The following is a 26,089-nucleotide window of genomic DNA, read 5'->3' as shown; positions in this document are numbered from 1 at the left end:
CCCCGGTTCCGTAGCACGCCGGTTCGGGCATGATGTGCTGATGTTCTACGCCGTCATCCCGGCGGGTGGCAGCGGCACGAGGTTGTGGCCGCTGTCCCGTGCCGGCCACCCCAAGTTCCTCCACCCGCTGACCGGCACCCCGGCCTCGCTGCTCCAGGCGACGGTCGACCGGCTGTCGCCGTTGACCAGCCCCGAGCGCACGCTGGTGGTCACCGGGGCCGCCCACGTCGCGGCGGTGGCCCGGCAACTGGCGGGCGTGCCGGAGGAGAACATCCTGGTCGAGCCCTCGCCGCGGGACTCCTGCGCGGCGATCGCACTGGCCGCCGCGGTGATCGCCGAACGCGACCCGGAGGCGGTGATGGGCTCGTTCGCCGCCGACCACCTCATCGGTGACCCGGCCCGCTGGGCCGAGGTGGTCCGGCAGGCCATCCGCGGCGCCGAGCAGGGCTCCCTGATGACCGTGGGCATCACCCCGACCCGCCCCGAGACCGGCTACGGCTACCTGGAGACCGGCGAGCCGGTTGGCGACAGCCCACTGCGTCCGGTGATCGAGTTCAAGGAGAAGCCGGCCGCCGAGGTGGCGGAGGGCTATGTCCGCTCCGGCCGGCACCTCTGGAACGCCAGCATGTTCGTCTGGCGGGTGGACGTCTTCCTGGCCGAACTGGCCCGGCAGCAGCCGGCCCTGCACGCGGGGATCACCGCGATCGCGGCGGCGTGGGGCACCCCCGAGCAGGACGACGTCCTCGGCACGGTCTGGCCGACCCTGCCGAAGATCTCCGTGGACTACGCGGTGATGGAGGGCGCGGCGACCGCCGGCCGGGTGGCGACCGTCCCCGGCGACTTCGGCTGGAACGACGTCGGCGACTTCCACACCCTCGGCGAGGTGCTCCCCGCCGACGCCGCCGGCAACGTGGTGCTGGGCGGTGACGCCAAGCCGGGCGTGCTCCTGCGGGACACCAGCAACCTGGTGGTGGTGCCGCAGTCCGGCCGGCTGGTGGCCGCGATCGGCGTCCACGACCTGATCGTGGTGGACACCCCGGACGCCCTGCTGGTCTGCCCGCGCGACCGGGCGCAGGACGTGAAGAAGGTGGTCGACGAGCTCAAGGAGCGCGGCGAGGAGGGGCTGGTCTGAGCCTGCCCCGGGTCAGCGGGCGGCCCGCCGGGCCAGCGTCGCCAGCGCCGGGGCCACCAGCTGGACGGTCCCGTCGGCCAGCGGCTCGGGCAGCCGGTCCGGCGGGAACCAGCCCAGCGCCTCGGACTCGGCGCTGACCCGCTCGGTCGCCCCGGCCGGGGCGAGCACGGCGAACCGGACGTCGTAGTGCAGCGAGCCGCCCTGGCAGGCCACCGGGTGGATGTCCACGTCGATGGGCTCCGGGTCGACCATCAGGCCGGCGATCCCGGACTCCTCGGTGGCCTCGCGCAGCGCGGCGGCCGCCAGGGTCCGGTCGCCGGGCTCGCAGTGCCCGCCGAGCTGCACCCACTTGCGGAACTTGCCGTGCAGGCAGAGCAGCACGCGGGCGCCGGCCGGGTCGAGCACCAGCGCGCTGGCGGTGACGTGCCCGGGCCGGTGCGCCCGGCTCATCGCCACCGGCCCGGCGGCGAGCAGCGCCAGGGTCCGGTCCCGGTTGGCGGCGGCCGCCGGGCTGGTCGCCGTCCAGCGGCTCAGCACCGCGGTGGCGTCGGCGTGCAGGTCGGCGTACGTCTCGGTCTCCGGCACCCCGCAACTGTACGGGCGTGCCCTCCGTACCCTGGCCGGGTGACCCTGCGACTCGTCGAGTTCGTCGTGGCCGGCAACGAGGCCAGCGACCTGCTGCCGGTACGCTCCGCGGCCCTGCTGCGCGCCCACGGCGCCCGGCGGGGGTTCTGGACCGTCCTGGACGAGGGCCCGGTGGAACAGTGCCTGGCCCTGCTGCTGGAGCGCGCGGACGGCGAGTGGGTGGCGCATCACGTGGCCGCCGACGCCGGCCGGGAGAACGGCCGCACCGAGGACGGCGAGGCGCTGGCCCACCACGACGGCTGGGTGTACGTCTTCGGCTCGCACTTCGGCTCCAAGGCCGGCCCGCTGCGCCCCCGCCGGGCGTTCGTGGCCCGGTTCCGGGAGGACGAGGCCGCGCAGGGGACGCTGCCGCTGCACGTGGTGCGCAACCGGTTCCGCCTGCACCGGGCGGTCAACGACGCGCTCGCCGCCGCGCCGCTGACCCCGCTGCCGCCGGGGGAGCGGGTCCGGCAGCGGTTCATCGTGGAGACCCTGGCCCGGGGCACCGCCCGGGCGAAGAGCTGGGTGAGCCGGCTGGCCGAGGACGACCTGCCGCTCAACGTCGAGGCGGCGGCCTTCACCCCGGCCGGGACGGTGCTGCTCGGGCTGCGTTTCCCGGTGACCGCGGAGGGCGAGCCGATCCTGGTCGAGCTGGCCGGGGTGGCCGACATGTTCCGCGCCGACGACGCCGGGCCGGGCTGGCCGCGGGCCCTCGGGGCGTACGCCCTGACCGGGGTGACCCCGGCGGGCACGCTGACCGGCTTCCGGGCCATCGCCCCGACGCCGGACGGTGGGTACGCGGCGGTGATCGGCTCGATCGACGCGGTCGGCAAGGGCTCGGTGCTGCTGGACGACCACCCGCACGGCGGCGAGGTCACCTCGCGGCACGTCCGGTTCCGGCTCGACGTCGGTCCGGACGCCCGGGTGGCGGGGAAGTTGGTGGCCGAGCTGGCGCCGTTCCACCACGTGGAGGGGCTGGCCGAGCTGGACGGGCGCTGCTACTACGTCACCGACGAGGACCACCGGGTGGCGCTCTGGGTGGGCTGAGCGGTCGCCGGACGACACCTCCACGGAGAAGAGCCGCAGACCCTCGTGGTGCCGTCCGGCCGACCGGCGCGCCCGCGGACCGTCAACCGGGCCGGCACTGCCGTGCCCCCGGCAACGGCGGGCAAGGGAAGTGTGCACAACCCGGCCGCGCACCGTCGAGGTTTTTCATCCCACGCTTAAAAATGGAGATAAGTGCCGGCGGGTACAGTGCTCAGGGTGGCGGGCACTCCCTCTGTCCGCCCGGGAGATTTCCATGCTGAAGGTCATTTTCTCCCGCGAGGACATCCTGCTGACCAGGGTGGCCCCCGCAGCGGACCCGGTCTGGGAACTGGTCCTCAGCCTGCACCTCCTCCAAGGGCGCGGGCGTGACCCGCTGCTGACCGAGTGGCGACGCACCGTGGCCCGCGGGCTGCGGACCGACAGCGCGGCCGAACGCTACCGACTGCTGCTGGCCCTCAACCCGCCCCGCGGCTACTTCCCCGACTTCCTCACCCCGTACGCCAGCAAGGACGGCCTGGAGGCCGGGCTGGAGGCGGTCCGGGGCACCCCGGCCGGCATGCTCCACCGGGACCTCACCCTGCTGGCCGAGGAGAACGCGCTGCCGTCGTCGGCGACCGCGCTGGCCCGCGGCGAGCCCGAGGTGCTGCGCCACCTGACCGACTCGATGCTCCGCTACCAGTCGCTGGCCGTCACCCCGTACTGGTCACGGATCCAGGCCGCCGTGGAGGCGGACCGCGCCCGCCGCGCCCGGGCCATGCTCGACGGCGGCGCCGAAGGGCTGCTGGCCAGCCTCCGCCCCAGCATGCGCTGGGCCGACGGGGTGCTGGAGGTCCTCGACTACCCGGACAGCCGGGAACTGCACCTCGACGGCCGGGGGCTGCTGCTGGTGCCCTCGTTCTTCTGCGCGCGCACCCCGGTCGCGCTGCTCGACCCGAGCCTGCCGCCGGTGCTGGTCTACCCCGTCGACCGGCTCGGCGGCCTCATGCCCGAGGCGGGCGGCGGCCGGGACGCCGACGCCGCGCAGCGGGAGGCGCTGGCCGCCCTGCTCGGCCGGACCCGGGCGGGCGTGCTGGAGGCCGCCGACGAGGGCTGCACCACCGGCGAGGTCGCCCGCCGGCTGCGCATCTCCGCCGCCGCGGCCAGCCAGCACACCACCGTGCTGCGCAACGCCGGGCTGCTGGTCAGCCACCGCGACCGCAACACCGTCCTGCACACCCTGACCCCCCTGGGCCGCGCCGTCCTCGACGCCTGACCCCGGCGACGCCCCGCGAGGCGGCGCGCACGGGTCAGACGGCGAGGGCCGCGCTGGCGGCGCTTCCGGGCGGCGGGGGGAGCAGCGCCGACGGCACGCCCTCGGCGGCCAGCGCGGTGCGCAGCCGTTGCAGGTCGGCGCCGAACCGGACCAGGTCCGCCGAATCCACCGGGGCCGGAGGCGCGCCGAGCACCAGGCCGGTGGCCTGCGCCGGCCAGCCGGGCACGGTGGCGACCAGTCCGGCCCGTACCTCCTGGTCGGTGACGTGGGTGAAGACGGTGCCGGGCGCGACCACCTCGGCGACCGCGGCGATCGCCCGGTCGACGGCGGCCGGGTCGGCCGGGTCCGGGCCGGGGCCGTCGGCCAGGGTGGCCGCCGCCCGCAGGCCCGCGGCGTGCGCCTCGGCGGTGCCCAGGGAGAAGAGGTCCAGCGACGCGTCGCGCACCAGCGCCCGGGCGCCCGTGTCGTCGTCCCGGGTCCCGCCCAGGTAGCCCCGGACCACCGCGACCGGCACCTGGTCGCACTTGCCCTTGATCAGCTCGCCGGCCCCGGCCAGCTCGTCCACCACGGCCATCTGGGTGAGCTGGAGTTCGTTGCCGTAGGGGTCGATCTCGCCCCGGTGGTCGCGGATCGCCGGCATGCCGGCCACCCCGAGCGCCACGTCGGTGAGCCCGTTGCGCCACGGCCGGCCCATGGTGTCGCTGACGATGACCGCGACGTCGAGGCCGTACCGCTCGCGCAGCGCGGCCCGCAGCGCGCGGGCGGAGGCGTCCGGGTCCTCGGGCAGCAGCACCAGCCGGGTCTTGTCCACGTTGGACGCGTCGATGCCGGCGGAGGCCATCACGAACCCGTGGTGGGTCTGCACGATCCGGGTCGCGCCGCGGGTGGCCACCACCCGGGCGGTCTCCCCGGCCAGCACCTCGTCCCGGGCGGCGAGGCGGTCGGGGCCGTCGGCCGGCACGTCGACCAGCCGGCCCTCCGCCTTCGACACGATCTTGCTGGTCACCACCAGCACGTCGCCGTCGCGCAGCCAGGGCGCGGCGGTGGCGATCAGCGCCGCCAGGTCGTCGCCCTCGGTCACGTGGCCGATGCCGAGCACCGGCAGGATCTCCAGCCTCACATCAGCTCCAACGCGGCCCGGACCATCGCCACCGTCGCCGCCTCGTCGGTCATCCGCAGCGGCGCCGGGCGCACGGTCACCTCCGGCACCGCGGTGCCCTCGTCCTCGGGGGCGACCAGCCAGCCGTCGAGCAGGCCGCCTGCCGACCGGCCGCCGTAGAGGCCGCCCACCCCGGCCGCGCTGCACTCGACGCCGAGCACGGACAGGCAACGGTCGGCCATGCCGCGGACCGGCGCGCCGCCGATGATCGGGGACACCCCGACGACCGGGGCCGGACCGTCGGCGACCGCGTCGCGCAGCCCCGGCACGGCCAGGATCGGGGCGATGCTCACCACCGGGTTGCTGGGCGCCACGAGCACCACGTCGGCGGCGCGGATCGCCTCCAGCACCCCGGGCGCCGGCTTGGCCGCCTCCGCGCCGACGAAGACGAACCGGTGCGTCGGGAGGTCCGCCCGGTGGCGTACCCACCACTCCTGGAAGTGGATCGCCCGCTGCCCGCCGTCCAGGTCGACCACGACGTGCGTCTCCAGCCGGTCGTCGGTGGCCGGCAGCAGGCGTACGCCGGGCTGCCAGCGGGCGGCCAGCGCCTCGGTGACCTGCGAGAGCGGGTAGCCGGCGTTGAGCATGGTGGTGCGCACCAGGTGGGTGGCCAGGTCCTTGTCGCCCAGCCCGAACCAGGCCGGCTCGGCGCCGTACGCGGCCAGCTCGGACTTGACCGTCCAGGTCTCGCCCACCCGGCCCCAGCCACGCTCCGGGTCGGCGCCCCCGCCCAGCGTGTACATCACGCTGTCCAGGTCGGGGCAGACCTTCAGCCCGTGCAGCAGCAGATCGTCGCCGACGTTGACCACGGCGGTCACCTCGGCACCCACCTCCCGGGCGTACGCCCGGACGCCGAGCAGGAACCGGGCGCCGCCGATCCCGCCGGTCAGAACCACGATGCGCATGGCGTCCATCCTTCCGCACGCGCCGCCGTCGATCCGCCGGTGGCCGGGGAGACTAGGCTCACGTCGGCAACTGTCCGTTTTCGTCCCCAGGGGGAGTCCGTGACCAGCCCCGCCGAGCCCGCGTCCGGCGACACCACGCAGGCCAGCCAGTTGACCAAGCCGTTGCGCGAACTGGCCGCGCTCGTCCTGCTCGGCGCGAACGCCGTGCTGCTCTTCGTCGGCCTGCTGCGCCTGCTGGTGCCGGTCGACGACTACAGCACGTTCAGCGGCCGGGCCGGGAGCACCTTCTTCGCCTTCGTCGGCCTGGAGTCGACCCTCCTGCCGGTGCTGGCCGTGCTGCTGGCCACCCACGTCCGCCCGGTGCTGCCGAAGGCGAAGCTGATCACCCAGGTGGCGCTGGTCGAGTACGCCGTCTCCGCGGTGTTCGGCGCGTTCACCTTCCTGATCTGGACGGTCGGCCGGCTCGCCGACGGCGAGGTGCTGGACGCCTTCCTCGGCCTGCTGACCCGGGTCGCGTGGCTGGCGGTCTTCGCGATCGCCGCGTTCGTCGTCTTCAAGATCTGGCGCACCCTCTACTACGTACCGAAGCCGAAGCCGCAGCCCGGTGTCTACGGCCAGGCGCAGCCCGGCTGGCCGCAGCAGCCCGGCCCGGTTCCCGGCCAGCCCGGCGGTTACCCGGCCCCGGGCGGGTACCCGCAGGCCGGCATGCCGCAGCAGCCGGGTGGCTACCCGCAGCCCGGCCCGTACGGCCCGCAGCAGTCGGCGCCGCCGTTCAACACCGCCCCGCCCCACGCCCCCCAGTCGAGCCCGCCGTTCGGCGCCCCGCAGTCGAGCCCGCCGTTCGGTGGCCCGCAGTCCGGGCCGGCCTACGGGGGCGCTCCGCACCCGGCCCCGCCGTTCGGCCAGCCGCCGTCCGCCGACCCGACCCAGGCCATCCCGCGCCAGCCGGTCGACCCCGGCCAGCCGGCCCCGCCGGACGGTGACCGTACCCAGCGCTTCGACCGGGACGACCCGAACTTCCCGCGCTGACGCCACAACGGAGTTCCCGCGGCCGCCCGCCCTCCTGACCGGGGGCGGGCGGCCACGGACCGGGCAGCGCATAGGCTGAGCGGATGGTTGATCGCAGCGATCCCGCCCCCACCGAGGCGAGCGTCCGGCGGGCCCTGGGCCGGGCCGCCACCGGCCGGGCGCTGGACGTCGCCGAGGCGAGCGCGCTGCTCGCCGCGCGGGGCACGGCCCTGGACGAACTGCTCCGGATCGCCGGTGAGATCCGCGACGCCGGGCTGCGGGAGGCCGGCCGCCCGGGCGTCGTCACCTTCTCCAAGAAGGTGTTCATCCCGCTGACCCGGCTCTGCCGGGACCGCTGCCACTACTGCACCTTCGCCACCGTGCCGCACCGGCTGCCCGCCGCGTACCTGGAGAAGGACGAGGTCCTCGCCATCGCCCGGGAGGGCGCCGCGCAGGGCTGCAAGGAGGCGCTGTTCACCCTCGGCGACCGCCCGGAGGAGCGCTGGCCGGCCGCCCGGCGGTGGCTGGACGAGCGGGGTTACGACTCCACCCTCGACTACCTGCGCGCCTGCGCGGTGGCGGTGCTGGAGGAGACCGGGCTGCTGCCGCACCTCAATCCGGGCGTGCTGTCCTGGTCGGAGCTGCAACGGCTCAAGCCGGTCGCGCCGAGCATGGGCATGATGCTGGAGACCACCGCGACCCGGCTCTGGTCCGAGCCGGGCGGCCCGCACTACGGCTCGCCGGACAAGGAGCCGGCGGTGCGGCTGCGGGTGCTCGACGACGCCGGCCGGGTCGGCGTGCCGTTCACCACCGGCCTGCTGATCGGCATCGGGGAGACACCGGCCGAGCGGGTCGACGCGCTGTTCGCCATCCGCCGGGCGCACCGGGAGTACGGCCACCTCCAGGAGGTGATCGTGCAGAACTTCCGCGCCAAGCCGGACACGGCGATGCGCGGCATGCCGGACGCGGAGCTGCACGACCTGGCCGCCACCGTGGCGGTGGCCCGGGTGCTGCTCGGCCCGAAGGCCCGGATCCAGGCCCCGCCGAACCTCATCGAGGGCGAGTACGACCTGCTGCTGCGCGCCGGCATCGACGACTGGGGTGGCGTCTCGCCGGTCACCCCGGACCACGTCAACCCGGAGCGGCCCTGGCCGCACCTGGACGAGCTGGCCCGTCGTACCGGGCAGGCGGGTTTCACCCTGCGCGAGCGGCTGACCGTCTACCCGGAGTACGTCCGGGCCGGCGACCCGTGGCTGGATCCGCGCCTGCTGCCGCACGTCACCGCCCTGGCCGACCCGGAGACCGGGCTCGCCGTCGAGTCGGCCCGCCCGGTCGGCCGGCCGTGGCAGGAGCCGGAGGAGGCGTTCGGCGGGCGGACCGACCTGCACGTCACCATCGACACGACCGGGCGGACCGGGGACCGGCGGGGCGACTTCGACGACGTCTACGGCGACTGGTCGGAGGTGGCCGCGAAGGTGACCGTACCGGTCGCCGTGGCGAGCGACCCCGACCTGCGGGCCGGTCTGCGACTGGCCGCCGACGACCCGGCCGCGCTGCTGGAGCCGGCGCACGAGGCGAAGGCGCTGGCGCTGTTCGGCGCGGACGGGCCGGCGCTGGACGAGCTGTGCCGGATCGCCGACGACGTCCGCCGGGACGCGGTCGGCGACGACGTCACGTACGTGGTCAACCGCAACATCAACTTCACGAACGTCTGCTACGTGGGCTGCCGGTTCTGCGCCTTCGCCCAGCGGGAGAGCGACGCCGACGCGTTCCGGCTCTCCGTGGAGCAGGTCGCCGACCGGGCCGAGGAGGCGTGGGCGGCTAGCGCCACCGAGGTCTGCCTCCAGGGCGGCATCGACCCGAAGCTGCCGGTGACCGGCTACGCCGACATCGTCCGGGCGATCAAGGCGCGGGTGCCCGGGATGCACGTGCACGCCTTCTCCCCGATGGAGATCGTCACGGCCGCCGCGAAGGCGGGCGTGCCGGTGAAGGAGTGGCTGCTCCAGCTCCGCGAGGCCGGCCTGGACACCATCCCGGGCACCGCCGCGGAGATTCTCGACGACGACGTCCGCTGGGTGCTCACCAAGGGCAAGTTGCCGGCCGCCGCCTGGGTCGACGTGGTCGGCACGGCCCACGAGCTGGGCATCCGGTCCAGCTCCACGATGATGTACGGCCACGTCGACCACCCCGGCCAGTGGCTGGCCCACTTCCGGGTGCTGGCCGGGCTGCAGGACCGTACCGGCGGCTTCACCGAGTTCGTGGCGCTGCCGTTCGTGCACACCAACGCGCCGATCTACCTTGCCGGCATCGCCCGGCCCGGCCCGACCTGGCGGGAGAACCGGGTCGTGCACGCCATGGCGCGGCTGCTGCTGCACGGCCGGATCGCCAACATCCAGTGCTCCTGGGTGAAGCTCGGTGACGCCGGCACGGTGGCGATGCTCCAGGGCGGCTGCAACGACCTGGGCGGCACGCTCATGGAGGAGACCATCTCCCGGATGGCCGGCTCGGGCAACGGCTCGGCCCGGACCGAGGAGCAGCTCCGGGGGATCGCGGCGGCGGCGGGCCGGCCGGTCCGCAAGCGGACGACCGCGTACGGTCACGCCGGCGCGTAGCGTCGAACCTTTCCCCGCCGCCGGCCGTACCAGTGGATGCCGGCGGCGGTTGCGGCGAGGACCGCCGCCGGCGCCCCCAGCCCGGGGCATCCGGCGGCGTCCGGGTCCCGGTCCACCGTGGGCGCTGCGGCGCCGGCCCGGAAAGGTTGCCCATGACCACTGATGAGCCGAAGCGGCGGCCCTGGCCGCGACTGACCCGCCGGCAGACCTTGACCGCCGCGGCGAGCGCCACCCTGGGCGCCGCCGCCCTCACCGTGCCGGGCCTGTCCGCCGCGCAGAACGCCCCCTCGGCGGGCCGGCGCGACGAGCCGATCGTGGTCCACCTCCGCGATGCGGCCTCCGGCGCCATGGACGTCTTCGTCGGCACGACCCGGATCCAGGTACGCGACCGCGGCCTGGCCGACCGCCTGGTCCGCGCCGCCGCCCGGCGCTGATCCTCCCCGCGCCGCTCCGGCGCGGCCCCTCCCGGCGCGGGCTCCCGACGCCGGTCCCGACTTCCGCTACCCCCGACGAAGGTGTGGTCCGCCATGTCCTCTCACCGCGAGGCTCCGGAGATAGCCAAGGATCCGGTCGCCGACAGCTCCGACCTGTACGCGTTCGTCAGCCCGAGCCGGCCCGACACGGTCACGTTGATCGCCAACTACGTGCCGGTGCAGCTCCCCTCCGGCGGCCCCAACTTCTTCGAGTTCGGCGACGACGTCCGGTACGAGATTCACGTCGACAACGACGGCGACGGTTATCCCGATGTCACCTATCGTTTCGAATTCACCACGGAGATCACGAATCCGAACAGCTTTCTTTACAACACCGGTCCGATCGACTCGCTGGAGAGCAGGAACTGGAACCGGCGGCAGTTCTGCCGGTTGACCAGGGTGGCCGACGGCCGGGAGCACGTGCTGGCCCACAAGCTGCCCTGCCCGCCGTGCAACGTCGGACCGCTGTCCACGCCGAAGTACGCGGACCTGGTGCGGCAGGCGACGTTCAAGCTGTCGACCGGGGAGAAGGTCTTCGCCGGCCAGCGGGCCGACGGCTTCTTCGTCGACCTGGGCGCCGTCTTCGACCTCGGCACACTGCGCCCCTTCCAGCAGCTGCACGTGGCCGGCAAGAAGCTGTTCAAGACCGAGGGCGAGCCGGTCAACGCGCTGGACCGGCTGAACGTGCACAGCATCGCCGTGCAGGTCCCGCTCGCCAAGGTGCGGCGCAAGGCCAGCCGTTACGGCTACGCCGACCGCGCCTCGACCATCGGTGTCTGGACGACGGCCTCCCGGCAGCAGGTGCGGGTGCTCGGCGACCGGGTGGCCGCGGACACCGCCGCGGGCCCCTTCACCCAGGTGTCCCGGTTGGGCAACCCGCTGTTCAACGAGGTGATCGTGCCGATGTCCAGGAAGGACCTGTGGAACACCCTTCCGCCCGCCGAGGACAAGCGGTTCGCCCAGTTCGTCGAGCACCCCGAGCTGGCCGCGCTGCTGCCCGCGCTGTACCCGGGCGTGTTCCCCAACCTGGACGCGCTGAACAAGTCGAAGAAGCCGCGGGCCGATCTGGTGGCGATCCTGCTCACCGGCGTTCCGGCCGGGCTGATCGACGGCTTCGCCAACACCACCGGCGACGTGCAGGCCGACATGCTGCGGTTGAACACGGCGATCCGGCCCAGCAGCAAGCCGGACCGGTTCGGGGTGCTCGGTGGCGACCTGGCGGGCTTCCCGAACGGCCGGCGGGTCGGCGACGACGTGGTGAGCATCGCGCTGCGGGCGATCGCCGGGGTGACCGTGCCGCTGGTGGACAAGACGTTCAAGCCGGACGCCGCGGCGGCCGCGGTCACCCCGGGGTTGAGCGCCGCGGACGTGACGGCGCCCTTCCTCGGTGACTTCCCGTTCCTCGGCACGCCGTACGACGGGTTCAACAACCCGCCGGCCACGAAGTCCTGAGCCGGGAGGTCAGGTGCACCACCACCACACCCTCGGCCCGTCGGAGAGCGGCAGCGTCGTGCTCGACCTTGGTGGCGACTCCGGCGCGCTGATCATCCACACCGGACGCGACCTGCACGGCCGGGAGATCGAGATCAGCCGCGCCGACCGGGACGGCCCCCGCACCCACTCCGCCGTACGCGAGCGGCACGTCCGCGACGGGGTCGTCCACAGCGCCGTCTACCCGGACCTGGCGGCCGGTCTCTATACCGTCTGGTGGGATGAACGCACCCCTGCCGGGGCGATTTCCGTCACCGGTGGGGCGATCGCCGAATTCGTCTGGCCGGCCAGCTCACCGCCGGGAGCCGGCTGACCGCCCGGGCTGTCGCACCGTCGCGCCTCGTCCACATGTTGGGCGGGGCGCGGTCGGCGTCCGCGGCCTCGACGGGCGGTGCCGCTCGGGCCGGGTTAACCTTGTGCCCCACCAATGCTGATCTTGGACGGTGTCACGACGACCGCCCGGGTGCGGCCCGCCGGAAGCCTCCACCGGGGGCCGCCGGCGGTGTCCACACCGGTGCGCCACGGCAGAAAACTTGGGGCAACTCGCCGGGGAAGGCGTTACTCGTCCGGGGTCTGAATCGATAGGGCAGGTTGCGAGGGTCGGGCGGCCACGGCGGTCGTCCGGAGCGTGTCGGGAGGGCGACTCCATTATCAAGTTTGGCTTGACGGCGCACGCATTACACGCGTGTAATTTGAATGGGGTTGTTCGCGCGGAACGCAACAAATTGTGACCGGACGAACAAGCACGCCTTTCGCGTGGGGGGTTGCAGCGGCGATGACGCCGGTGCGCGACAAGGAGGCAACGGATGGACGGCCAGCTCGAGGTGGCCGACCTGCTCGGAAACGCGCCGGAGTGGCAGGAGCGGGCGCTCTGCTCGCAGACCGACCCGGAGGCGTTCTTTCCCGAGAAGGGCGGCTCGACCCGCGAGGCGAAGCGCATCTGCTCGCGGTGTGAAGTGAAGACGGAGTGTCTCGAATACGCGCTCGGCCACGACGAGCGGTTCGGGATCTGGGGTGGGCTCTCCGAGCGGGAGCGGCGCAAGCTCAAGCGGCGGGTCGCCGCCTGACGCGTACCGGACCGGGGCGGTGGGGGCCGCCCGGGATCCGGGCCGACGACCCGGCCGGCGGGGGCCGGCCGGGACGCGGCGACGGCGGCGCGCCCGGCGGGTGGCTCAGGCCAGTTCGTCGGGGTCGACCCCGAGCAGGTTCGCCACCTGCTCGATGATCACGTCGTGCACGAGGTCCGCGAGGTCCTCGCGGTCCATGGCCCGGAACTCCAGCGGCCGCCGGTAGAGCACGATCCGGGGCGGCACCTCCTGCCGGCCCGGGCGCCCCGGCAGCAGCCGGGCGAGCGGGACCTCGCCGTCCTCCAGCACGTCCGAGTCGTAGACGTTCAGGTCCGGCGGGACGTCCTCGACGGCGAACTCGACCCCGGCCAGTTCCTTGGCGAAGCGGCGTTCGAGCGTCTCGACCGTGTCCAGCACCAGGTCGTCGAAGACCTCGGCCTTCGTCCGGGCCAGCGGCACGGTGGCCGGCACCAGCCGCCCCCGCAGCCCCCGGCCGTGACGGTCGCGGTGGGTGCGCCGGCCGGAGCCGGGGCGGCGGTTTTCCGGGCTCGTCATGACGCAAAGGGTAGCCCCCGGACCAGGCCCGCCCGCCGTCGCGCCGCCGGCCCGGCGCGCCGGCGCGCCGATCGGACGAATTGTGATCACCATGACGGGCGTGTCGCAACGCGAAGCGGTGCGCCGCACCCGGTAATGGAGATACCCTGCCGCCGTGAGGTCACCACGGCGCTGCTCCCGTAACGGCTGCCCCCGGCAAGCGGTCGCCACATTGACCTATGTCTACAACGAGTCCACGGCCGTGGTGGGCCCCCTGGCCGCCTTCGCCGAGCCGCACACGTACGACCTGTGCGAGCCGCACGCCCGCAACCTCACCGCCCCGCGCGGCTGGGACGTGGTGCGCCACGAGGGCGAGTTCGAGCCGCCGCCGCCCACCACCGACGACCTGGTCGCCCTGGCCGAGGCCGTCCGCGAGGCCGCCCGCCCCGCACCCCCACGCCCCCCGGCGGACGACGACCACCCAAACCCCCAGCCCCACCAACAGGGCCGCCGCGGCCACCTCCGCGTAATCCCCCCGAACCACTAACCGACCGCGCCCACCCGCGTTGATCAAGAGGTTCGCGTCAAAATCCGGCCCCCACCTGACCAAAACCTCTTGATCACCGCCCCCTGAACCGGCCCCCCGCCTCGGTGATCATGAGGTTGGCGGCGGTGTTGATCTCCTTGAGTGCGGCCAACCTCATGATCAACGCGTCGAGGCCGGGGAGTGGGTGGGTGGGGTGGTCAGTGGCCTAGGAGGTGGGAGAAGGCCTTTGCTCGGCGGGACGGGCGGTTGGTGCGGGATTCCGCCTCGTCCGCCGAGAACATGACCTTCAAGCCGGCGTTGACGGCGAGCCAGCGTAGGGGCTCGGGTTCCCATCTGGGGGAGCGGTGGTTGACCCAGGGGAGGGTGGTCAGGTCGGTCTGCTCGCCCCGGATGAGGTCGGCCAGGGTGCGGCCGGCCAGGTTGCTGGTGCCGACGCCGTCGCCGACGTAGCCGCCGGCCCAGGCGAGACCGGTCGACCGGTCCAGCCCCACCGAGGCGGCCCAGTCCCGGGCCACGCCGAGCGGCCCGCCCCAGGTGTGCGTCACCGGCACCTCGGGCCCGAGCACCGGGAAGAGTTCGCCGAGCACCCGGCGTAGCGCCGCGAAGACCCGGGGCTCCCGGTCGAAGTCGGGGCGGACCCGGGAGCCGTAGTGGTAGGGGGCGCCCCGCCCGCCGAAGGCGAGCCGGCCGTCGGCGGTGCGCTGGCCGTAGATGATGACGTGCCGGTAGTCGGAGAACGTCTCCCGCTCGGCCAGGCCGATCTCCGCCCAGGTCGCCTCGGGCAGCGGCGCGGTGGCCACCATCAGCGAGTAGACCGGCGCCACGGCCCGCCGCTGGCCGGGCAGCGCGGGGGTGAACCCCTCGGTCGCGCGGACCACCACCGGGGCGCGGACCACGCCGGCCGGGGTCACCGCCACCCCGGGCCGCAGGGCGGTCACCGGCGTCCGCTCGAAGATGCGTACGCCCCGACGCTCCACCGCCGTGGCCAGGCCGCGGACCAGCTTCGCCGGGTGCACGGCGGCGCAGTGCGGGGTGTACGTGCCGCCGCGTACCCCCTCGGCGTGGCAGCGGGCGGCGGCCTCGGCCGCGTCGAGCAGCACCAGGTCGGCGTCGGCGAGCCCGTGCTCCCGGGCCTCGGCGACGGCGGCCCGCGCGCGGCCGAGCTGCACCTCGGTGCGGGCCAGCACCACCGTGCCGCCGGCCCGCCAGTCGCAGTCGATGCCCTCGGCGTCGACCACCCGCCCGATCTCGCCGACGGTCTCCTGCATGGCCCGCTGCATGGCGAGCGCCCGGTCCCGGCCGTGCCGGCGGGCCAGCGCCGGCAGCGAGGTGGGGAAGAGCGCCGAACACCAGCCGCCGTTGCGGCCGGAGGCGCCGTACCCGGCGATCTCCTTCTCCAGCACGACGATCCGCAGGGACGGGTCGGCCGCGGCCAGGTAGTAGGCCGTCCAGAGCCCGGTGTAACCGGCGCCCACGATCACCACGTCGGCGTCGGTGTCGCCGGGCAGGCCGGGGCGGGGGGTCAACGGGCCGTCCAGGCTGGACAGCCAGTACGACAGATCCTGGTAGCGCATCACCACTCCGGTGGGGGCAGGTCGTGGCGCAGCCGTGGGTCGGGCTGCGGAAGCCCGTACGTCTCGACGACCGGCACCACCCCGGCCCAGACCGGCCGGTCGAGGTCGTCGTCGGGGTCGTCGGGCGGGCCGGCGCTGACCTTCACCGAGCACTCGTCCAGCGGCAGGGCGAGCACCAGCGTGGCGGCCAGCTCCTTCGCCGAGGGCGGCCGGATCTCCGCCCAGCGGCCGGGGAGCAGGTGCTCGGAGAGGCGGTGCAGGGCGGCCAGCTTCGCCTCACCGGTGAGCGCGGTGAGGGTGCCGAGCACCATGGCGCAGCGGTAGTTCATCGAGGACTCGAAGGCGCTGCGGGCCAGCACCAGCCCGTCGAGCAGGGTGACGGTGAGGCAGGCCGGCGTGCCGACGGCGAGGTGCCGGAACAGACGGCTGCCCGTGGAGCCGTGCACGAGCACCCGCTCCCCGTCCCGGGCGTACGCCACCGGCAGCGCGTACGGCTGGTCGCCGTCGGCGATGGCCAGGTGGGCGACCCGGCCGGCGTCGAGCACGGCGTGCAGCGTCGCCCGGTCACCGACGGCCAGGTCGGGCAGCCGGCGTACCCGGGTCCGGTCGGTGCCCCCGACGGCGGGCGCGGTTCCGACGGCACGGGGCCGGTCCCCGGTGTCCCGGGAACCGGCCCCGTCCGGGCCGCCGGTCAGAGGCGCGACCATGCCTCGGTCAGCACGGCGCGCAGGATCTGCTCGATCTCGTCGAACTGCTGCTGCTCGGCGATCAGCGGCGGGGCGAGCTGCACGACGGGGTCGCCCCGGTCGTCGGCGCGGCAGTAGAGCCCGGCCTGGAAGAGCGCGGTGGAGAGGAAGCCGCGCAGCAGCCGCTCCGACTCGGCCTCGTCGAAGGTCTCCCGGGTCGCCTTGTCCTTGACCAGTTCGATGCCGTAGAAGTAGCCGTCGCCCCGGACGTCGCCGACGATCGGCAGGTCGTTGAGCTTCTCCAGGGTGGACCGGAAGGCGCCCTCGTTGGCGCGGACGTGCCCGATGAGGTCCTCGCGGGCGAAGACCTCCAGGTTGGCCAGCGCGACCGCGCAGGAGACCGGGTGCCCGCCGAAGGTCACCCCGTGGGCGAACATGCCGGTCTCGGTGAGGAACGGCTCCATGAGCCGCTCGCTGGCGATCATCGCGCCGAGCGGGGCGTAGCCGGAGGTGATGCCCTTGGCGGTGGTGATGATGTCCGGCTGGTAGCCGTACCGGACGGCGCCGAAGTACTCGCCGAGCCGGCCCCACGAGCAGATCACCTCGTCGCTGACGAGCAGCACGTCGTACGCGTCGCAGATCTCCCGGACCCGCTCGAAGTAGCCGGGCGGCGGCGGGAAGCAGCCGCCGGAGTTCTGCACCGGCTCCAGGAAGACCGCGGCGACGGTGTCCGGCCCCTCCCGCTCGATGGCCCGGCCGATCTCCTCGGCGGCCCACCGGCCGAACGCCTCGGGGTCGTCGCCGTGCTCGGGGGCCCGGTAGAAGTTGGTGTTCGGCACCTTGATGCCGCCGGGCACCAGCGGCTCGAAGTCGCTCTTGATGCCGGGCAGGCCGGTGATCGACAGCGCCCCCATCGAGGTGCCGTGGTACGCGATGTACCGGCTGACCACCTTGTACTTGTTCGGCTGGCCGGTGCGCTTGAAGTAGGCCCGGGCCAGCTTCCACGCCGCCTCGACGGCCTCGGAGCCGCCGGTGGTGAAGAAGACCCGGTTCAGGTCGCCGGGAGCAAGCGAGGCGACCTTCTCGGCCAGCTCGACGGCCTTGGGGTGGGCGTAGGACCACAGTGGGAAGTAGGCCAGTTCGCCAGCCTGCTTGGCGGCGGCCTCGGCGAGTTCGGTGCGGCCGTGGCCGGCGTTGACGACGAAGAGCCCGGCGAGCCCGTCCAGGTAGCGGCGGCCCTGCGAGTCCCAGACGTACGCGCCCTCGCCGCGCACGATGGTCGGTACCTCGCCGGCGGAGTAGCTGGCCATCCGGGTGAAGTGCATCCAGAGGTGGTCGGTGGCGTTGGCCATGTCAGCCCCATCGGGTCTCGGGCCGGTCAGGGGTGACACCGGCCGCTCTGCCCACGGTTATCCCACAGCCGATGCTGATAACGCAAGTGTGTGGGGCGGATGGCAACGGATTCAGCGAGCGGGGTATGTCACCGCAACGGAATCCGCATCAGGCGGTGCCCCAGCTGTAGGTCTGCTTGCGCAGCTTGAGGTAGACGAACGCCTCGGTGGAGACCACGCCGGACACCCCGCGCAGCTTCTGGAGGATCTCCAGCAGGTGCTCGTCGTTGCGGCAGACCACCTCGGCCAGCAGGTCGAACGACCCGGCGGTGATCACCACGTAGTCGATCTCCTCGAACTCGGCGAGCCGGTCGGCCACACTCTCCAGGTCGCCGTCGGTGCGCAGGCCGATCATGGCCTGGCGGGGGAAGCCGAGCTGGAGCGGATCGGTCACCGCCACGATCTGCATGACCCCGGCGTCGAGCAGGCGCTGCACCCGCTGGCGCACCGCCGCCTCGGAGAGGCCGACCGCCTTGCCGATGGACGCGTACGGGCGCCGCCCGTCCTCCTGGAGCTGCTCGATGATCTGCTTCGCCACGTCGTCGAGCAGAGCGTGACTCGCACCTTCACGCACGGTCACGCGACGGCTGCCGTTGCCGTTCTCCAGTTGCCGGTTGGCCATCGTCAGCTCCCCATGTCCGAATCCTCGTGCTGAGCGTAGTGCCCCGGCGCAGTCTGGCGTATTTCGTGGTGCTTGGCTATTCCGGCAACGGAATCCCTTGTAAGGGAGGTCACCTCATGTCAGGATCAGTCGTCCATCGCCATTGACCCTCCCCGCCGGCGCGCCACCCCCGTCCCGCCGCCGACGATGACCCCCCTAGGAGTCGTCACATGCGTAGTCCCCTCCGGCACCTCACCCGGCGTGGTCTGCTCACCGGGACCCTCGGCTCGGCCGCACTGCTCGCCACGGCGGGCACGCTGGCCGGCTGTGGCACCAAGGGCGCACAGCAGACCGAGGCTGGTTGCAAGAGCGACGACCTCTCCGCCACGGAGAAGAAGCTGGCCTTCTCGAACTGGCCGCAGTACATGGACGTGGACGAGAAGGACGAGTCCAAGCGCCCCACGCTGGACGCGTTCATCGCGAAGTCCGGGATCCAGGTGACGTACACCGAGGACGTCAACGACAACAACGAGTTCTTCGGCAAGGTGCAGAACCAGCTCGCCGGCTGTCAGACCACCGGGCGCGACATCATGGTCCTCACCGACTGGATGGCGGCCCGGATGATCCGGCTCGGCTGGATCCAGAAGCTGGACAAGGCGAAGCTGCCCAACGTCGAGGCGAACCTGCTGCCCTCGCTGCGCAACCGCTCCTTCGACAGCGACAACCAGCTCGCCATCCCGTGGCAGTCCGGCCTGGCCGGGCTCGCGTACAACGCCAAGGTGGCCAAGGAGATCCGCACCGTCGACGAGCTGCTCACCCGCCCCGACCTGAAGGGCAAGGTGACCGCGCTGTCCGAGATGCGGGACACCATGGGCCTGCTGCTCCAGTCCAACGGGCACGACCCGTCGAACTTCACCACGGCGCAGTTCGACGACGCGCTGAACAAGCTCAAGAAGGCCGTGGACTCCAAGCAGATCCGCAAGTTCACCGGCAACGACTACGCCCCCGACCTCGCCAAGGGCGACATCGCCGCCTGCATCGGCTGGTCCGGCGACGTGATCCAGCTCGGGTTCGAGGACGAGAAGATCAAGTTCGTGGTGCCGGAGTCGGGCGTGATGCTCTGGTCGGACAACATGCTCGTGCCGAACAAGGCCGGCCACAAGGCGAACGCCGAAGAGCTGATCAACTACTACTACGACCCGGCGGTCGCCGCGAAGCTCGCCGCGTACGTCAACTACATCTGCCCGGTCAAGGGCGCCCAGGCCGAGATGGAGAAGATCGACCCGGACCTGGCCGCCAACCCGCTCATCTTCCCGGACGAGGCGATGCTCTCGAAGTCCAAGGTCTTCATGGCCTTGGACGAGAAGCGGGAGAAGGAGTACGAGACCAAGTTCCAGCAGGTCATCGGGGCGTGAGGCACATGGGACACGAGACACCGGCCGGCGATCTGCGCCTGGCCAACCTGACCAAGCGGTTCGGCGTCTTCACCGCGGTGGACGACCTCAGCCTCACCATCCCGCAGGGCTCGTTCTTCGCCCTGCTCGGGGCGTCCGGTTGCGGCAAGACCACCACCCTGCGGATGATCGCCGGGCTGGAGGAACCGACCAGCGGGCAGGTGCTGCTCGGCGACCGGGACATCGCCGGGCTGCGGCCGTACAAGCGGCCGGTGAACACCGTGTTCCAGAGTTACGCGCTCTTCCCGCACCTCGACATCCACGAGAACGTGGCCTTCGGGCTGCGCCGGCGGGGCATCCGCAAGGTGACCGACCAGGTCGAGCGGATGCTCTCGCTGGTGCAGCTCGAAGGGTACGGCCGGCGCAAGCCGGCCCAGCTCTCCGGCGGCCAGCAGCAGCGCGTCGCGCTGGCCCGGGCACTCATCAACCACCCGCAGGTGCTGCTGTTGGACGAGCCGCTCGGCGCGCTCGACCTCAAGCTGCGCCGGCAGATGCAGATCGAGCTGAAGCGGATCCAGACCGAGGTCGGCATCACCTTCGTGCACGTCACCCACGACCAGGAGGAGGCCATGACCATGGCCGACACGGTCGCGGTGATGAACGCCGGCCGGATCGAGCAGCTCGGCGCCCCCGCCGACCTCTACGAGTACCCGGCCACGGCGTTCGTGGCGAACTTCCTCGGCCAGTCCAACCTGCTGGCCGGCGAGGCCGCCGGCCACAGCGGCGACGACGTGCTGGTCACCGCGCACGGCGCGCGCTTCTCGGTGCCCGCCGGCCGGGCCCGGGCCGACCACGGGTCGGTCTTCCTGGGGGTACGCCCCGAGAAGCTGCACCTGGTCGCCGGCCCCGACCAGGTGCCCGCCGGCCACCAGCACCTCGGTGGGGTGGTCAGCGACGCCTCGTACGTCGGGGTGAGCACGCAGTACCTGGTGCGCACGCCGTGGGGCAGCGAGCTGTCCGCGTTCGCGGCGAACAGCGGGGTCGGCGGGCGGCTGCCGGTCGGCACCCCGGTGACCGCGCACTGGGACCCGCGGCACGCCTTCCTGCTGCCCCGGGCCGCCGGCGAGGACGACCAGACCAGCCCGCTGCTCGACGAGCCGCCGGTGGGTGCGCTGTCATGAGCGCCCTGGCCCACGTACCGACCTCGTCGGGGCAGCCGGCAGCGCCGCCGGGGGCCCGGCGGGGGCGGAGCAGGCTGCTGCCGTACCTCCTGCTGCTGCCCGGCGCCGCCTGGCTGCTGGTCTTCTTCGTCCTGCCGCTGCTCCAGCTCGCCGCGGCCAGCCTCTACGACCCGAGCGGATCGATCTCCACCGGGTACGCGATGACCTGGGCCTTCGGCAACTACCCGGACGCCTTGCAGCAGTACTGGCCGCAGCTCGCCCGCTCGTTCGGCTACTCGGCGATCGCGCTGGTGCTGGCCCTGCTGATGGGATACCCGCTGGCCTACGGGATCGCGCAGAAGGCCGGCCGGTGGAAGAACCTGCTGCTGGTGGCCGTGGTCGCGCCGATGTTCACCAGCTTCCTGGTCCGCACCCTGGCCTGGAAGACGATCCTGTCGGACAACGGCTGGGTGGTCGGCCTGCTGCGCGACGTGCACCTGCTCGGGGCGGACGGGCGGCTCCTGGCCACCCCGTTCGCCGTGGTGCTCGGCCTGACGTACAACTTCCTGCCCTTCCTGGTGTTGCCGCTGTACGCGAGCCTGGAGCGGCTGGACCCGCGCCTGTTGGAGGCGGCGAGCGACCTGTACGCGAGTCCGCTGCGGGCCTTCCAGAAGGTCACCCTGCCGCTGTCCATGCCCGGCGTGATCGCGGGCACGCTGCTCTTCTTCATTCCGGCCACCGGCGACTACATCAACGCCGAGCTGCTCGGCACGCCGAACGAATACATGATCGGCAACGTCATCGACTCGGCGTTCCTGGTCCGGCTGGACTACCCGCAGGGCGCGGCGTTGTCGTTCCTGCTGATGGCGGCGATCCTCGCGATCGTCTTCGTCTACCTGCGCAAGGCCGGCACGGAGGAGGTGCTCTGATGCGTCGGTGGCTCGCCGACCGGTGGGTGATGGGTGTGGCCCTGCTCGTCCTCGCCTACCTCTCGCTGCCGATCATCGTGGTGGCCGGTCTCTCCTTCAACCGGCCGTCCAGCCGGCTGTCCTACGACTTCCACGAGTTCACGCTGGACAACTGGACCCATCCCTTCCCGACCCTGGAGATGCGCGACGCGGTCGTCCGCAGCATCGAGATCGGCCTGATCGCCACGGTCATCTCCACCGTCCTCGGCACGCTGATGGCGTTCGCCCTGGTCCGGCACGGATTCCGGGGCCGGGCCGGGATCAACGGGCTGATCTTCCTGCCGATGGCGACGCCCGAGCTGGTGATGGGTACCTCGCTGCTCGCCCTCTTCGTCGCCGCTCAGATCCCGCTCGGCTTCTGGACCATCGTCATCGCGCACGTGATGTTCTGCGTGTCGTTCGTGGTGGTCACCGTGAAGGCCCGGCTCGCCGGCATGGACCGGCGGCTGGAGGAGGCCGCCATGGACCTCTACGCCAGCGAGTGGCAGACCTTCCGGCGGGTCACCCTGCCCCTGGTACTGCCCGGCATCGTGGCCGCCGCGTTGCTGGCCTTCTCGCTCAGCTTCGACGACTTCATCATCACGAACTTCAACTCGGGCACCACCGTCACGTTCCCGATGTATGTCTGGGGCGCCGCAGGCAAGGGCATCCCGCCGCAGGTGAACGTCATCGGCACGGCGATGTTCGCGATCGCGCTGCTGGTGGTCGGCGCCAGCTCGCTGCAGGGCCGCCGGGCACGGCGGGCCGCTCTCGCGGCTCCCGTCGCCGCCGTCGGGGCCCCCAAGAGCGCGTCATGAAACTCCCGCATACCGGCCGGGCGCTGGCCGACGCCGCGCCCGTCCCGTACTGGCTCGACCGGCCGGAACGGCCGGACCCGCTGCCGCCGCTGGCCGGCGCCCACGACACCGACCTGCTGGTGGTCGGCGGCGGGTACTCCGGCCTCTGGACCGCGCTGCTGGCCAAGGAGGCCGCCCCGGACCGGGACGTGCTCCTGGTCGACGCGGGCACGTGCGGCTGGGCGGCGTCCGGCCGCAACGGCGGATTCTGCGCCGCGTCGCTCACCCACGGCCTCGCCAACGGCGCCGAGCGGTGGCCCGGCGAGATCGACGAGCTGGAACGGCTCGGCCGGGAGAACCTGGACGCCATCGGCGCCACGGTGGCGAAGCACGGCATCGACTGCGACTTCGAGCGCACCGGGGAGCTGGCGGTGGCGGTCGAGCCGTACCAGCTCGCCGGGCTCGCCGCCGACGCCGACCTGGCCCGCCGGTACGGCCACGACGTCCAGCTGCTCGACCGGGACGAGGTACGCGCCGAGGTGGCCTCGCCGACGTACCTGGGCGGGATGTGGGACCGGGACCGGGTGGCCCTGCTCGACCCGGCGAAGCTGGCCTGGGGGCTGCGCCGCGCCGCCCTCGACCTGGGCGTCCGGATCCACGAGCACACCCGGGTGACCGGGCTGGCCCGCGACGGCGGCGCGCTGCGCGCGGCCACGGCCGGCGGCCCGGACGCCGCCCCCGGGGCGGTGCGGGCCCGCCAGGTGGTGCTCGCCACCAACGCGTTCCCGCCGCTGCTGCGCCGGCTGCGCGCCTGGCTCGTGCCGGTCTACGACTACGCGCTGATGACCGAGCCGCTGACGCCCGCCCAGCGCGACGCCATCGGCTGGCGCAACCGGCAGGGGCTGGCCGACACCGGCAACCAGTTCCACTACTACCGGATCACCGCCGACGGCCGGATCCTGTTCGGCGGCTACGACGCCGTCTACCACTACGGCAACCGGATGGCGCCCGAGCTGGAGCAGCGCGAGGCCACCTTCACCGCGCTGGCGTCGCACTTCTTCACGACCTTCCCCCAGCTGGACGGGCTGCGCTTCAGCCACCGCTGGGGTGGCGTCATCGACACCTGCACCCGGTTCTGCGCGTTCTTCGGCACCGCCTACGAGGGGCGCCTGGCGTACGCGGCCGGGTTCACCGGGCTCGGCGTCGGGGCGACCCGGTTCGGGGCCCGGGTGATGCTCGACCTGCTCGGCGGGGAGGAGACCCCGTTGACCCGGCTCGACCTGGTCCGCCGCAAGCCGCTGCCGTTCCCGCCGGAGCCGATCCGGGCCACCGGCATCAACCTCACCCGCTGGTCGCTCGCCCGCGCCGACGCGCGGGAGGGGCGGCGCAACCTCTGGCTCCGTACTCTCGATCGTCTTGGACTGGGGTTCGACTCCTGATGCGTATCCTCCTCGTCGGCGCCGGTGGCGTCGGCTCCGCCGCCGTATCCATCGCCGCCCGCCGTTCCTTCTTCGAGACCATGGTGGTCGCCGACTACGACCTCGACCGTGCGTCACGGGCGGTGGCCGGCCACGGTGACCGGTTCGTCGCCGCCCGCGTCGACGCCTCCTCCGCCGAGGCGGTCGCCGCGCTCTGCCGGGAACACCGGATCACCCACGTGCTGAACGCGGTCGACCCGCGCTTCGTCATGCCGATCTTCGACGGCGCGTTCGCCGCCGGGGCCGACTACCTCGACATGGCGATGTCGCTGTCCCGGCCGCACCCGGACGCGCCGCACGCCGAGACCGGGGTGAAGCTCGGCGACGAGCAGTTCGCGGTGGCCTCCGCCTGGGCGGAGGCCGGCCGGCTCGCGCTCTGCGGCATCGGTATCGAACCGGGCCTATCCGACGTCTTCGCCCGCTACGCCGCCGACGAGCTCTTCACCGAGATCGACGAGATCGGGGTACGCGACGGCGCGAACCTCACCGTCGACGGCTACGACTTCGCCCCCTCGTTCTCCATCTGGACGACGATCGAGGAGTGCCTGAACCCGCCGGTGGTGTGGGAGGCCGACCGGGGCTGGTTCACCACGCCGCCGTTCTCCGAGCCCGAGGTCTTCGAGTTCCCCGAGGGGATCGGCCCGGTCGAGTGCGTCAACGTGGAGCACGAGGAGGTGCTGCTCATCCCGCGCTGGGTCAAGGCGAAGCGGGTCACCTTCAAGTACGGCCTCGGCGACGAGTTCATCGAGGTGCTGAAGACCCTGCACAAGCTCGGCCTGGACTCGACCGCGCCGGTCCGCGTCCGGGGCGCCGAGGTCTCGCCCCGGGACCTCGTGGCCGCCTGCCTGCCCGACCCGGCCACCCTCGGCGACCGGATGCGTGGCAAGACCTGCGCGGGCACCTACGTGACCGGCACCGGGCCGGACGGCCGGCCGCGGCGGGTCTACCTCTACCACATGGTCGACAACGAGTGGTCGATGGCGGAATACGGCCACCAGGCGGTGGTCTGGCAGACCGCCGTCAACCCGGTCGTCGCCCTGGAACTGCTGGCCACCGGGGCCTGGTCCGGCACCGGCGTGCTCGGCCCGGAGGCGCTGCCCCCGGTACCCTTCCTCGACCTGCTCACCGGATACGGCTCGCCGTGGGGAATGGAGGAGCGGTGACCCGCTACGGCCCGATGTTCGGCCCCGACGTGACCTTCCTCGGCGTGCCGCCGTGCACGATCGAGGAGCCGGTGACGTACGCCGACGCCGACGTGGTGATCATCGGCGCGCCCTTCGACGGCGGCACCTCGCACCGGCCGGGCACCCGGTTCGGCCCGTCCGCCATCCGCCAGGCCTGCTACCTGCCCCACGACGGCTCCCGCCCGTCCCTGGCCCTGCGGGTGGACGGGTTGCAGGACCTGCGCGTCTACGACGCGGGCGACGTCGAGATGTTCTCCGGCGACATCGAGCGTTCGCTGGCCGCGCTGGAGACCGCCGTGCACGCGGTCGCCGCCGCCGGGGCCATCCCGATCGTGCTCGGCGGCGACCACTCCATCGCCCTGCCCGACGCCACCGGGGTGGCCCGGCACCACGGCCTCGGCCGGGTGTCGCTCGTGCACTTCGACGCGCACGCCGACACCGGGGACATCGAGTTCGGCTCGCTGCACGGGCACGGCCAGCCGATGCGCCGGCTCATCGAGTCCGGCGCCGTACGCGGCGACCGCTTCCTCCAGATCGGCCTGCGCGGCTACTGGCCCGGGCCGGAGACGCTGTCCTGGATGGCCGGGCAGCGGATGCGCTCGTACGAGATGACCGAGGTGGTGGCGCGCGGCCTGGACGAGTGCCTGACCGAGGCGTTCGGCATCGCCACCGACGAGTGCGAGGGCGTCTTCCTCTCCGTCGACGTGGACGTGGTCGACCCCGGGATGGCCCCCGGCACCGGCACCCCCGAGCCGGGCGGGTTCACCTCCCGGCAACTCCTCGACGCGGTCCGCCGGGTCTGCTACGAACTGCCGGTGGTCGGCGTGGACGTGGTCGAGGTCGCCCCGCCCTACGACCACGCCGACATCACCGCGTACCTGGGCAACCGGGTGGTGCTGGAGGCCCTGTCGGCGATCGCCCGCCGCCGCCACGACGCCGCCGGCGGCGACCCGTGGAACCCGAGACAGCCCCTCCTCGACGCCCGCTGACCCTTCTCCCCGCTGTTTAGTCCGAGCTATAGTTGGT

Annotated in this window: 25 protein-coding genes; 17 read left to right on the top strand and 8 right to left on the bottom strand. The window is 73.1% G+C overall.

Features of this window, described 5'->3' with window-relative positions:
* Window positions 1-40: 40 nt before the first annotated feature.
* On the top strand, window positions 41-1,132 hold the full coding sequence (locus IEY96_RS00535) for a mannose-1-phosphate guanylyltransferase (protein ID WP_189192825.1): 1,092 nt from the start codon (window positions 41-43) through the stop codon (window positions 1,130-1,132).
* 12 nt (window positions 1,133-1,144) lie between these two features.
* On the opposite strand, the gene IEY96_RS00530 is transcribed toward IEY96_RS00535, so the two are convergent.
* The gene (locus IEY96_RS00530; protein WP_189192824.1) at window positions 1,145-1,717 is read right to left on the bottom strand and encodes an NUDIX hydrolase; all 573 of its coding nucleotides are present in this window, start codon (window positions 1,715-1,717) and stop codon (window positions 1,145-1,147) included.
* 39 nt (window positions 1,718-1,756) lie between these two features.
* Here IEY96_RS00530 and IEY96_RS00525 point away from each other — a divergent pair, with 39 nt between their 5' ends.
* Entirely contained in the window at window positions 1,757-2,803 is a 1,047-nt protein-coding gene (locus IEY96_RS00525; protein ID WP_189192823.1) for a hypothetical protein, read from the top strand.
* Window positions 2,804-3,056: 253 nt separating this feature from the next.
* Window positions 3,057-4,055, top strand: a complete 999-nt coding sequence (locus tag IEY96_RS00520; protein WP_189192822.1) for an ArsR/SmtB family transcription factor — start codon at window positions 3,057-3,059, stop codon at window positions 4,053-4,055.
* A 34-nt stretch (window positions 4,056-4,089) separates the two neighbouring features.
* Here IEY96_RS00520 and IEY96_RS00515 read toward each other — a convergent pair whose 3' ends face one another.
* Together IEY96_RS00515 and cofD are read right to left on the bottom strand one after the other, a co-directional pair.
* Entirely contained in the window at window positions 4,090-5,175 is a 1,086-nt protein-coding gene (locus IEY96_RS00515) for a coenzyme F420-0:L-glutamate ligase (protein ID WP_189192821.1), read from the bottom strand.
* A complete protein-coding gene (gene cofD / locus IEY96_RS00510) occupies window positions 5,172-6,119 on the bottom strand; it encodes a 2-phospho-L-lactate transferase (protein WP_189192820.1) in 948 nt (315 codons plus the stop codon). Before cofD ends, IEY96_RS00515 begins: the two co-directional genes overlap by 4 nt.
* Before the next feature lie 99 nt (window positions 6,120-6,218).
* Between cofD and IEY96_RS00505 the strand changes: the two genes are divergently transcribed.
* From IEY96_RS00505 to IEY96_RS00480, 6 genes are all read left to right on the top strand, one after another.
* Window positions 6,219-7,148: a hypothetical protein gene (locus tag IEY96_RS00505; RefSeq protein WP_189192819.1), complete on the top strand. Its 930-nt coding sequence runs from the start codon at window positions 6,219-6,221 to the stop codon at window positions 7,146-7,148.
* Window positions 7,149-7,231: 83 nt separating this feature from the next.
* Window positions 7,232-9,739 (top strand): bifunctional FO biosynthesis protein CofGH, encoded by a 2,508-nt coding sequence (locus IEY96_RS00500; protein WP_189192818.1) that lies wholly within the window; start codon window positions 7,232-7,234, stop codon window positions 9,737-9,739.
* 152 nt (window positions 9,740-9,891) lie between these two features.
* Window positions 9,892-10,173 carry a hypothetical protein gene (locus IEY96_RS00495; RefSeq protein ID WP_189192817.1) on the top strand — a complete coding sequence of 94 codons (282 nt, stop codon included), beginning with the start codon at window positions 9,892-9,894 and terminating at the stop codon, window positions 10,171-10,173.
* Window positions 10,174-10,266: 93 nt separating this feature from the next.
* The gene (locus IEY96_RS00490) at window positions 10,267-11,664 is read left to right on the top strand and encodes a DUF4331 domain-containing protein (protein ID WP_189192816.1); all 1,398 of its coding nucleotides are present in this window, start codon (window positions 10,267-10,269) and stop codon (window positions 11,662-11,664) included.
* Window positions 11,665-11,677: 13 nt separating this feature from the next.
* Window positions 11,678-12,016 (top strand): phospholipase, encoded by a 339-nt coding sequence (locus tag IEY96_RS00485; RefSeq protein WP_189192815.1) that lies wholly within the window; start codon window positions 11,678-11,680, stop codon window positions 12,014-12,016.
* Window positions 12,017-12,509: 493 nt separating this feature from the next.
* Window positions 12,510-12,770, top strand: a complete 261-nt coding sequence (locus IEY96_RS00480) for a WhiB family transcriptional regulator (protein WP_013284161.1) — start codon at window positions 12,510-12,512, stop codon at window positions 12,768-12,770.
* Between the two features lie 105 nt (window positions 12,771-12,875).
* Here IEY96_RS00480 and IEY96_RS00475 read toward each other — a convergent pair whose 3' ends face one another.
* Window positions 12,876-13,325, bottom strand: a complete 450-nt coding sequence (locus tag IEY96_RS00475) for a metallopeptidase family protein (protein ID WP_091260118.1) — start codon at window positions 13,323-13,325, stop codon at window positions 12,876-12,878.
* Window positions 13,326-13,479: 154 nt separating this feature from the next.
* Between IEY96_RS00475 and IEY96_RS00470 the strand changes: the two genes are divergently transcribed.
* Window positions 13,480-13,851, top strand: coding sequence for a DUF3499 domain-containing protein (locus tag IEY96_RS00470; RefSeq protein ID WP_189192814.1), 372 nt, complete (start codon window positions 13,480-13,482; stop codon window positions 13,849-13,851).
* 197 nt (window positions 13,852-14,048) lie between these two features.
* Here IEY96_RS00470 and IEY96_RS00465 read toward each other — a convergent pair whose 3' ends face one another.
* The 4 genes from IEY96_RS00465 to IEY96_RS00450 all read right to left on the bottom strand — a co-directional run bounded on the left by IEY96_RS00465 (window position 14,049) and on the right by IEY96_RS00450 (window position 18,124).
* A complete protein-coding gene (locus IEY96_RS00465; RefSeq protein ID WP_189192813.1) occupies window positions 14,049-15,425 on the bottom strand; it encodes an NAD(P)/FAD-dependent oxidoreductase in 1,377 nt (458 codons plus the stop codon).
* Complete coding sequence (locus tag IEY96_RS00460; protein ID WP_189192812.1) at window positions 15,425-16,132, bottom strand: pyridoxamine 5'-phosphate oxidase family protein; 708 nt, start codon at window positions 16,130-16,132, stop codon at window positions 15,425-15,427. Before IEY96_RS00460 ends, IEY96_RS00465 begins: the two co-directional genes overlap by 1 nt.
* Window positions 16,117-17,463, bottom strand: a complete 1,347-nt coding sequence (locus IEY96_RS00455; protein WP_107076863.1) for an aspartate aminotransferase family protein — start codon at window positions 17,461-17,463, stop codon at window positions 16,117-16,119. The genes IEY96_RS00460 and IEY96_RS00455 overlap by 16 nt, the downstream gene beginning before the upstream one ends.
* Window positions 17,464-17,611: 148 nt before the next feature.
* Entirely contained in the window at window positions 17,612-18,124 is a 513-nt protein-coding gene (locus IEY96_RS00450) for an Lrp/AsnC family transcriptional regulator (protein ID WP_189192811.1), read from the bottom strand.
* A 209-nt stretch (window positions 18,125-18,333) separates the two neighbouring features.
* On the opposite strand from IEY96_RS00450, the gene IEY96_RS00445 reads away from it, so the two are divergent.
* The 7 genes from IEY96_RS00445 to speB are packed head-to-tail and all read left to right on the top strand — an operon-like array spanning window position 18,334 to window position 26,052.
* Window positions 18,334-19,518 carry a polyamine ABC transporter substrate-binding protein gene (locus IEY96_RS00445; RefSeq protein WP_189192810.1) on the top strand — a complete coding sequence of 395 codons (1,185 nt, stop codon included), beginning with the start codon at window positions 18,334-18,336 and terminating at the stop codon, window positions 19,516-19,518.
* A 5-nt stretch (window positions 19,519-19,523) separates the two neighbouring features.
* On the top strand, window positions 19,524-20,678 hold the full coding sequence (locus tag IEY96_RS00440) for an ABC transporter ATP-binding protein (RefSeq protein ID WP_189192809.1): 1,155 nt from the start codon (window positions 19,524-19,526) through the stop codon (window positions 20,676-20,678).
* Window positions 20,675-21,586, top strand: a complete 912-nt coding sequence (locus IEY96_RS00435; RefSeq protein ID WP_189192808.1) for an ABC transporter permease — start codon at window positions 20,675-20,677, stop codon at window positions 21,584-21,586. Before IEY96_RS00440 ends, IEY96_RS00435 begins: the two co-directional genes overlap by 4 nt.
* Entirely contained in the window at window positions 21,586-22,422 is an 837-nt protein-coding gene (locus IEY96_RS00430; protein ID WP_189192807.1) for an ABC transporter permease, read from the top strand. The genes IEY96_RS00435 and IEY96_RS00430 overlap by 1 nt, the downstream gene beginning before the upstream one ends.
* Window positions 22,419-23,840, top strand: a complete 1,422-nt coding sequence (locus tag IEY96_RS00425) for an NAD(P)/FAD-dependent oxidoreductase (RefSeq protein WP_189192806.1) — start codon at window positions 22,419-22,421, stop codon at window positions 23,838-23,840. The genes IEY96_RS00430 and IEY96_RS00425 overlap by 4 nt, the downstream gene beginning before the upstream one ends.
* Window positions 23,840-25,042: a saccharopine dehydrogenase family protein gene (locus IEY96_RS00420; protein WP_189192805.1), complete on the top strand. Its 1,203-nt coding sequence runs from the start codon at window positions 23,840-23,842 to the stop codon at window positions 25,040-25,042. The genes IEY96_RS00425 and IEY96_RS00420 overlap by 1 nt, the downstream gene beginning before the upstream one ends.
* Complete coding sequence (gene speB, locus IEY96_RS00415; protein ID WP_189192804.1) at window positions 25,039-26,052, top strand: agmatinase; 1,014 nt, start codon at window positions 25,039-25,041, stop codon at window positions 26,050-26,052. The genes IEY96_RS00420 and speB overlap by 4 nt, the downstream gene beginning before the upstream one ends.
* Window positions 26,053-26,089: the final 37 nt, after the last annotated feature.

It is taken from the genome of Micromonospora fulviviridis (assembly GCF_014648395.1).
Taxonomy (GTDB): domain Bacteria; phylum Actinomycetota; class Actinomycetes; order Mycobacteriales; family Micromonosporaceae; genus Micromonospora; species Micromonospora fulviviridis.
This window is presented reverse-complemented; position numbering and strand designations above follow the sequence as displayed.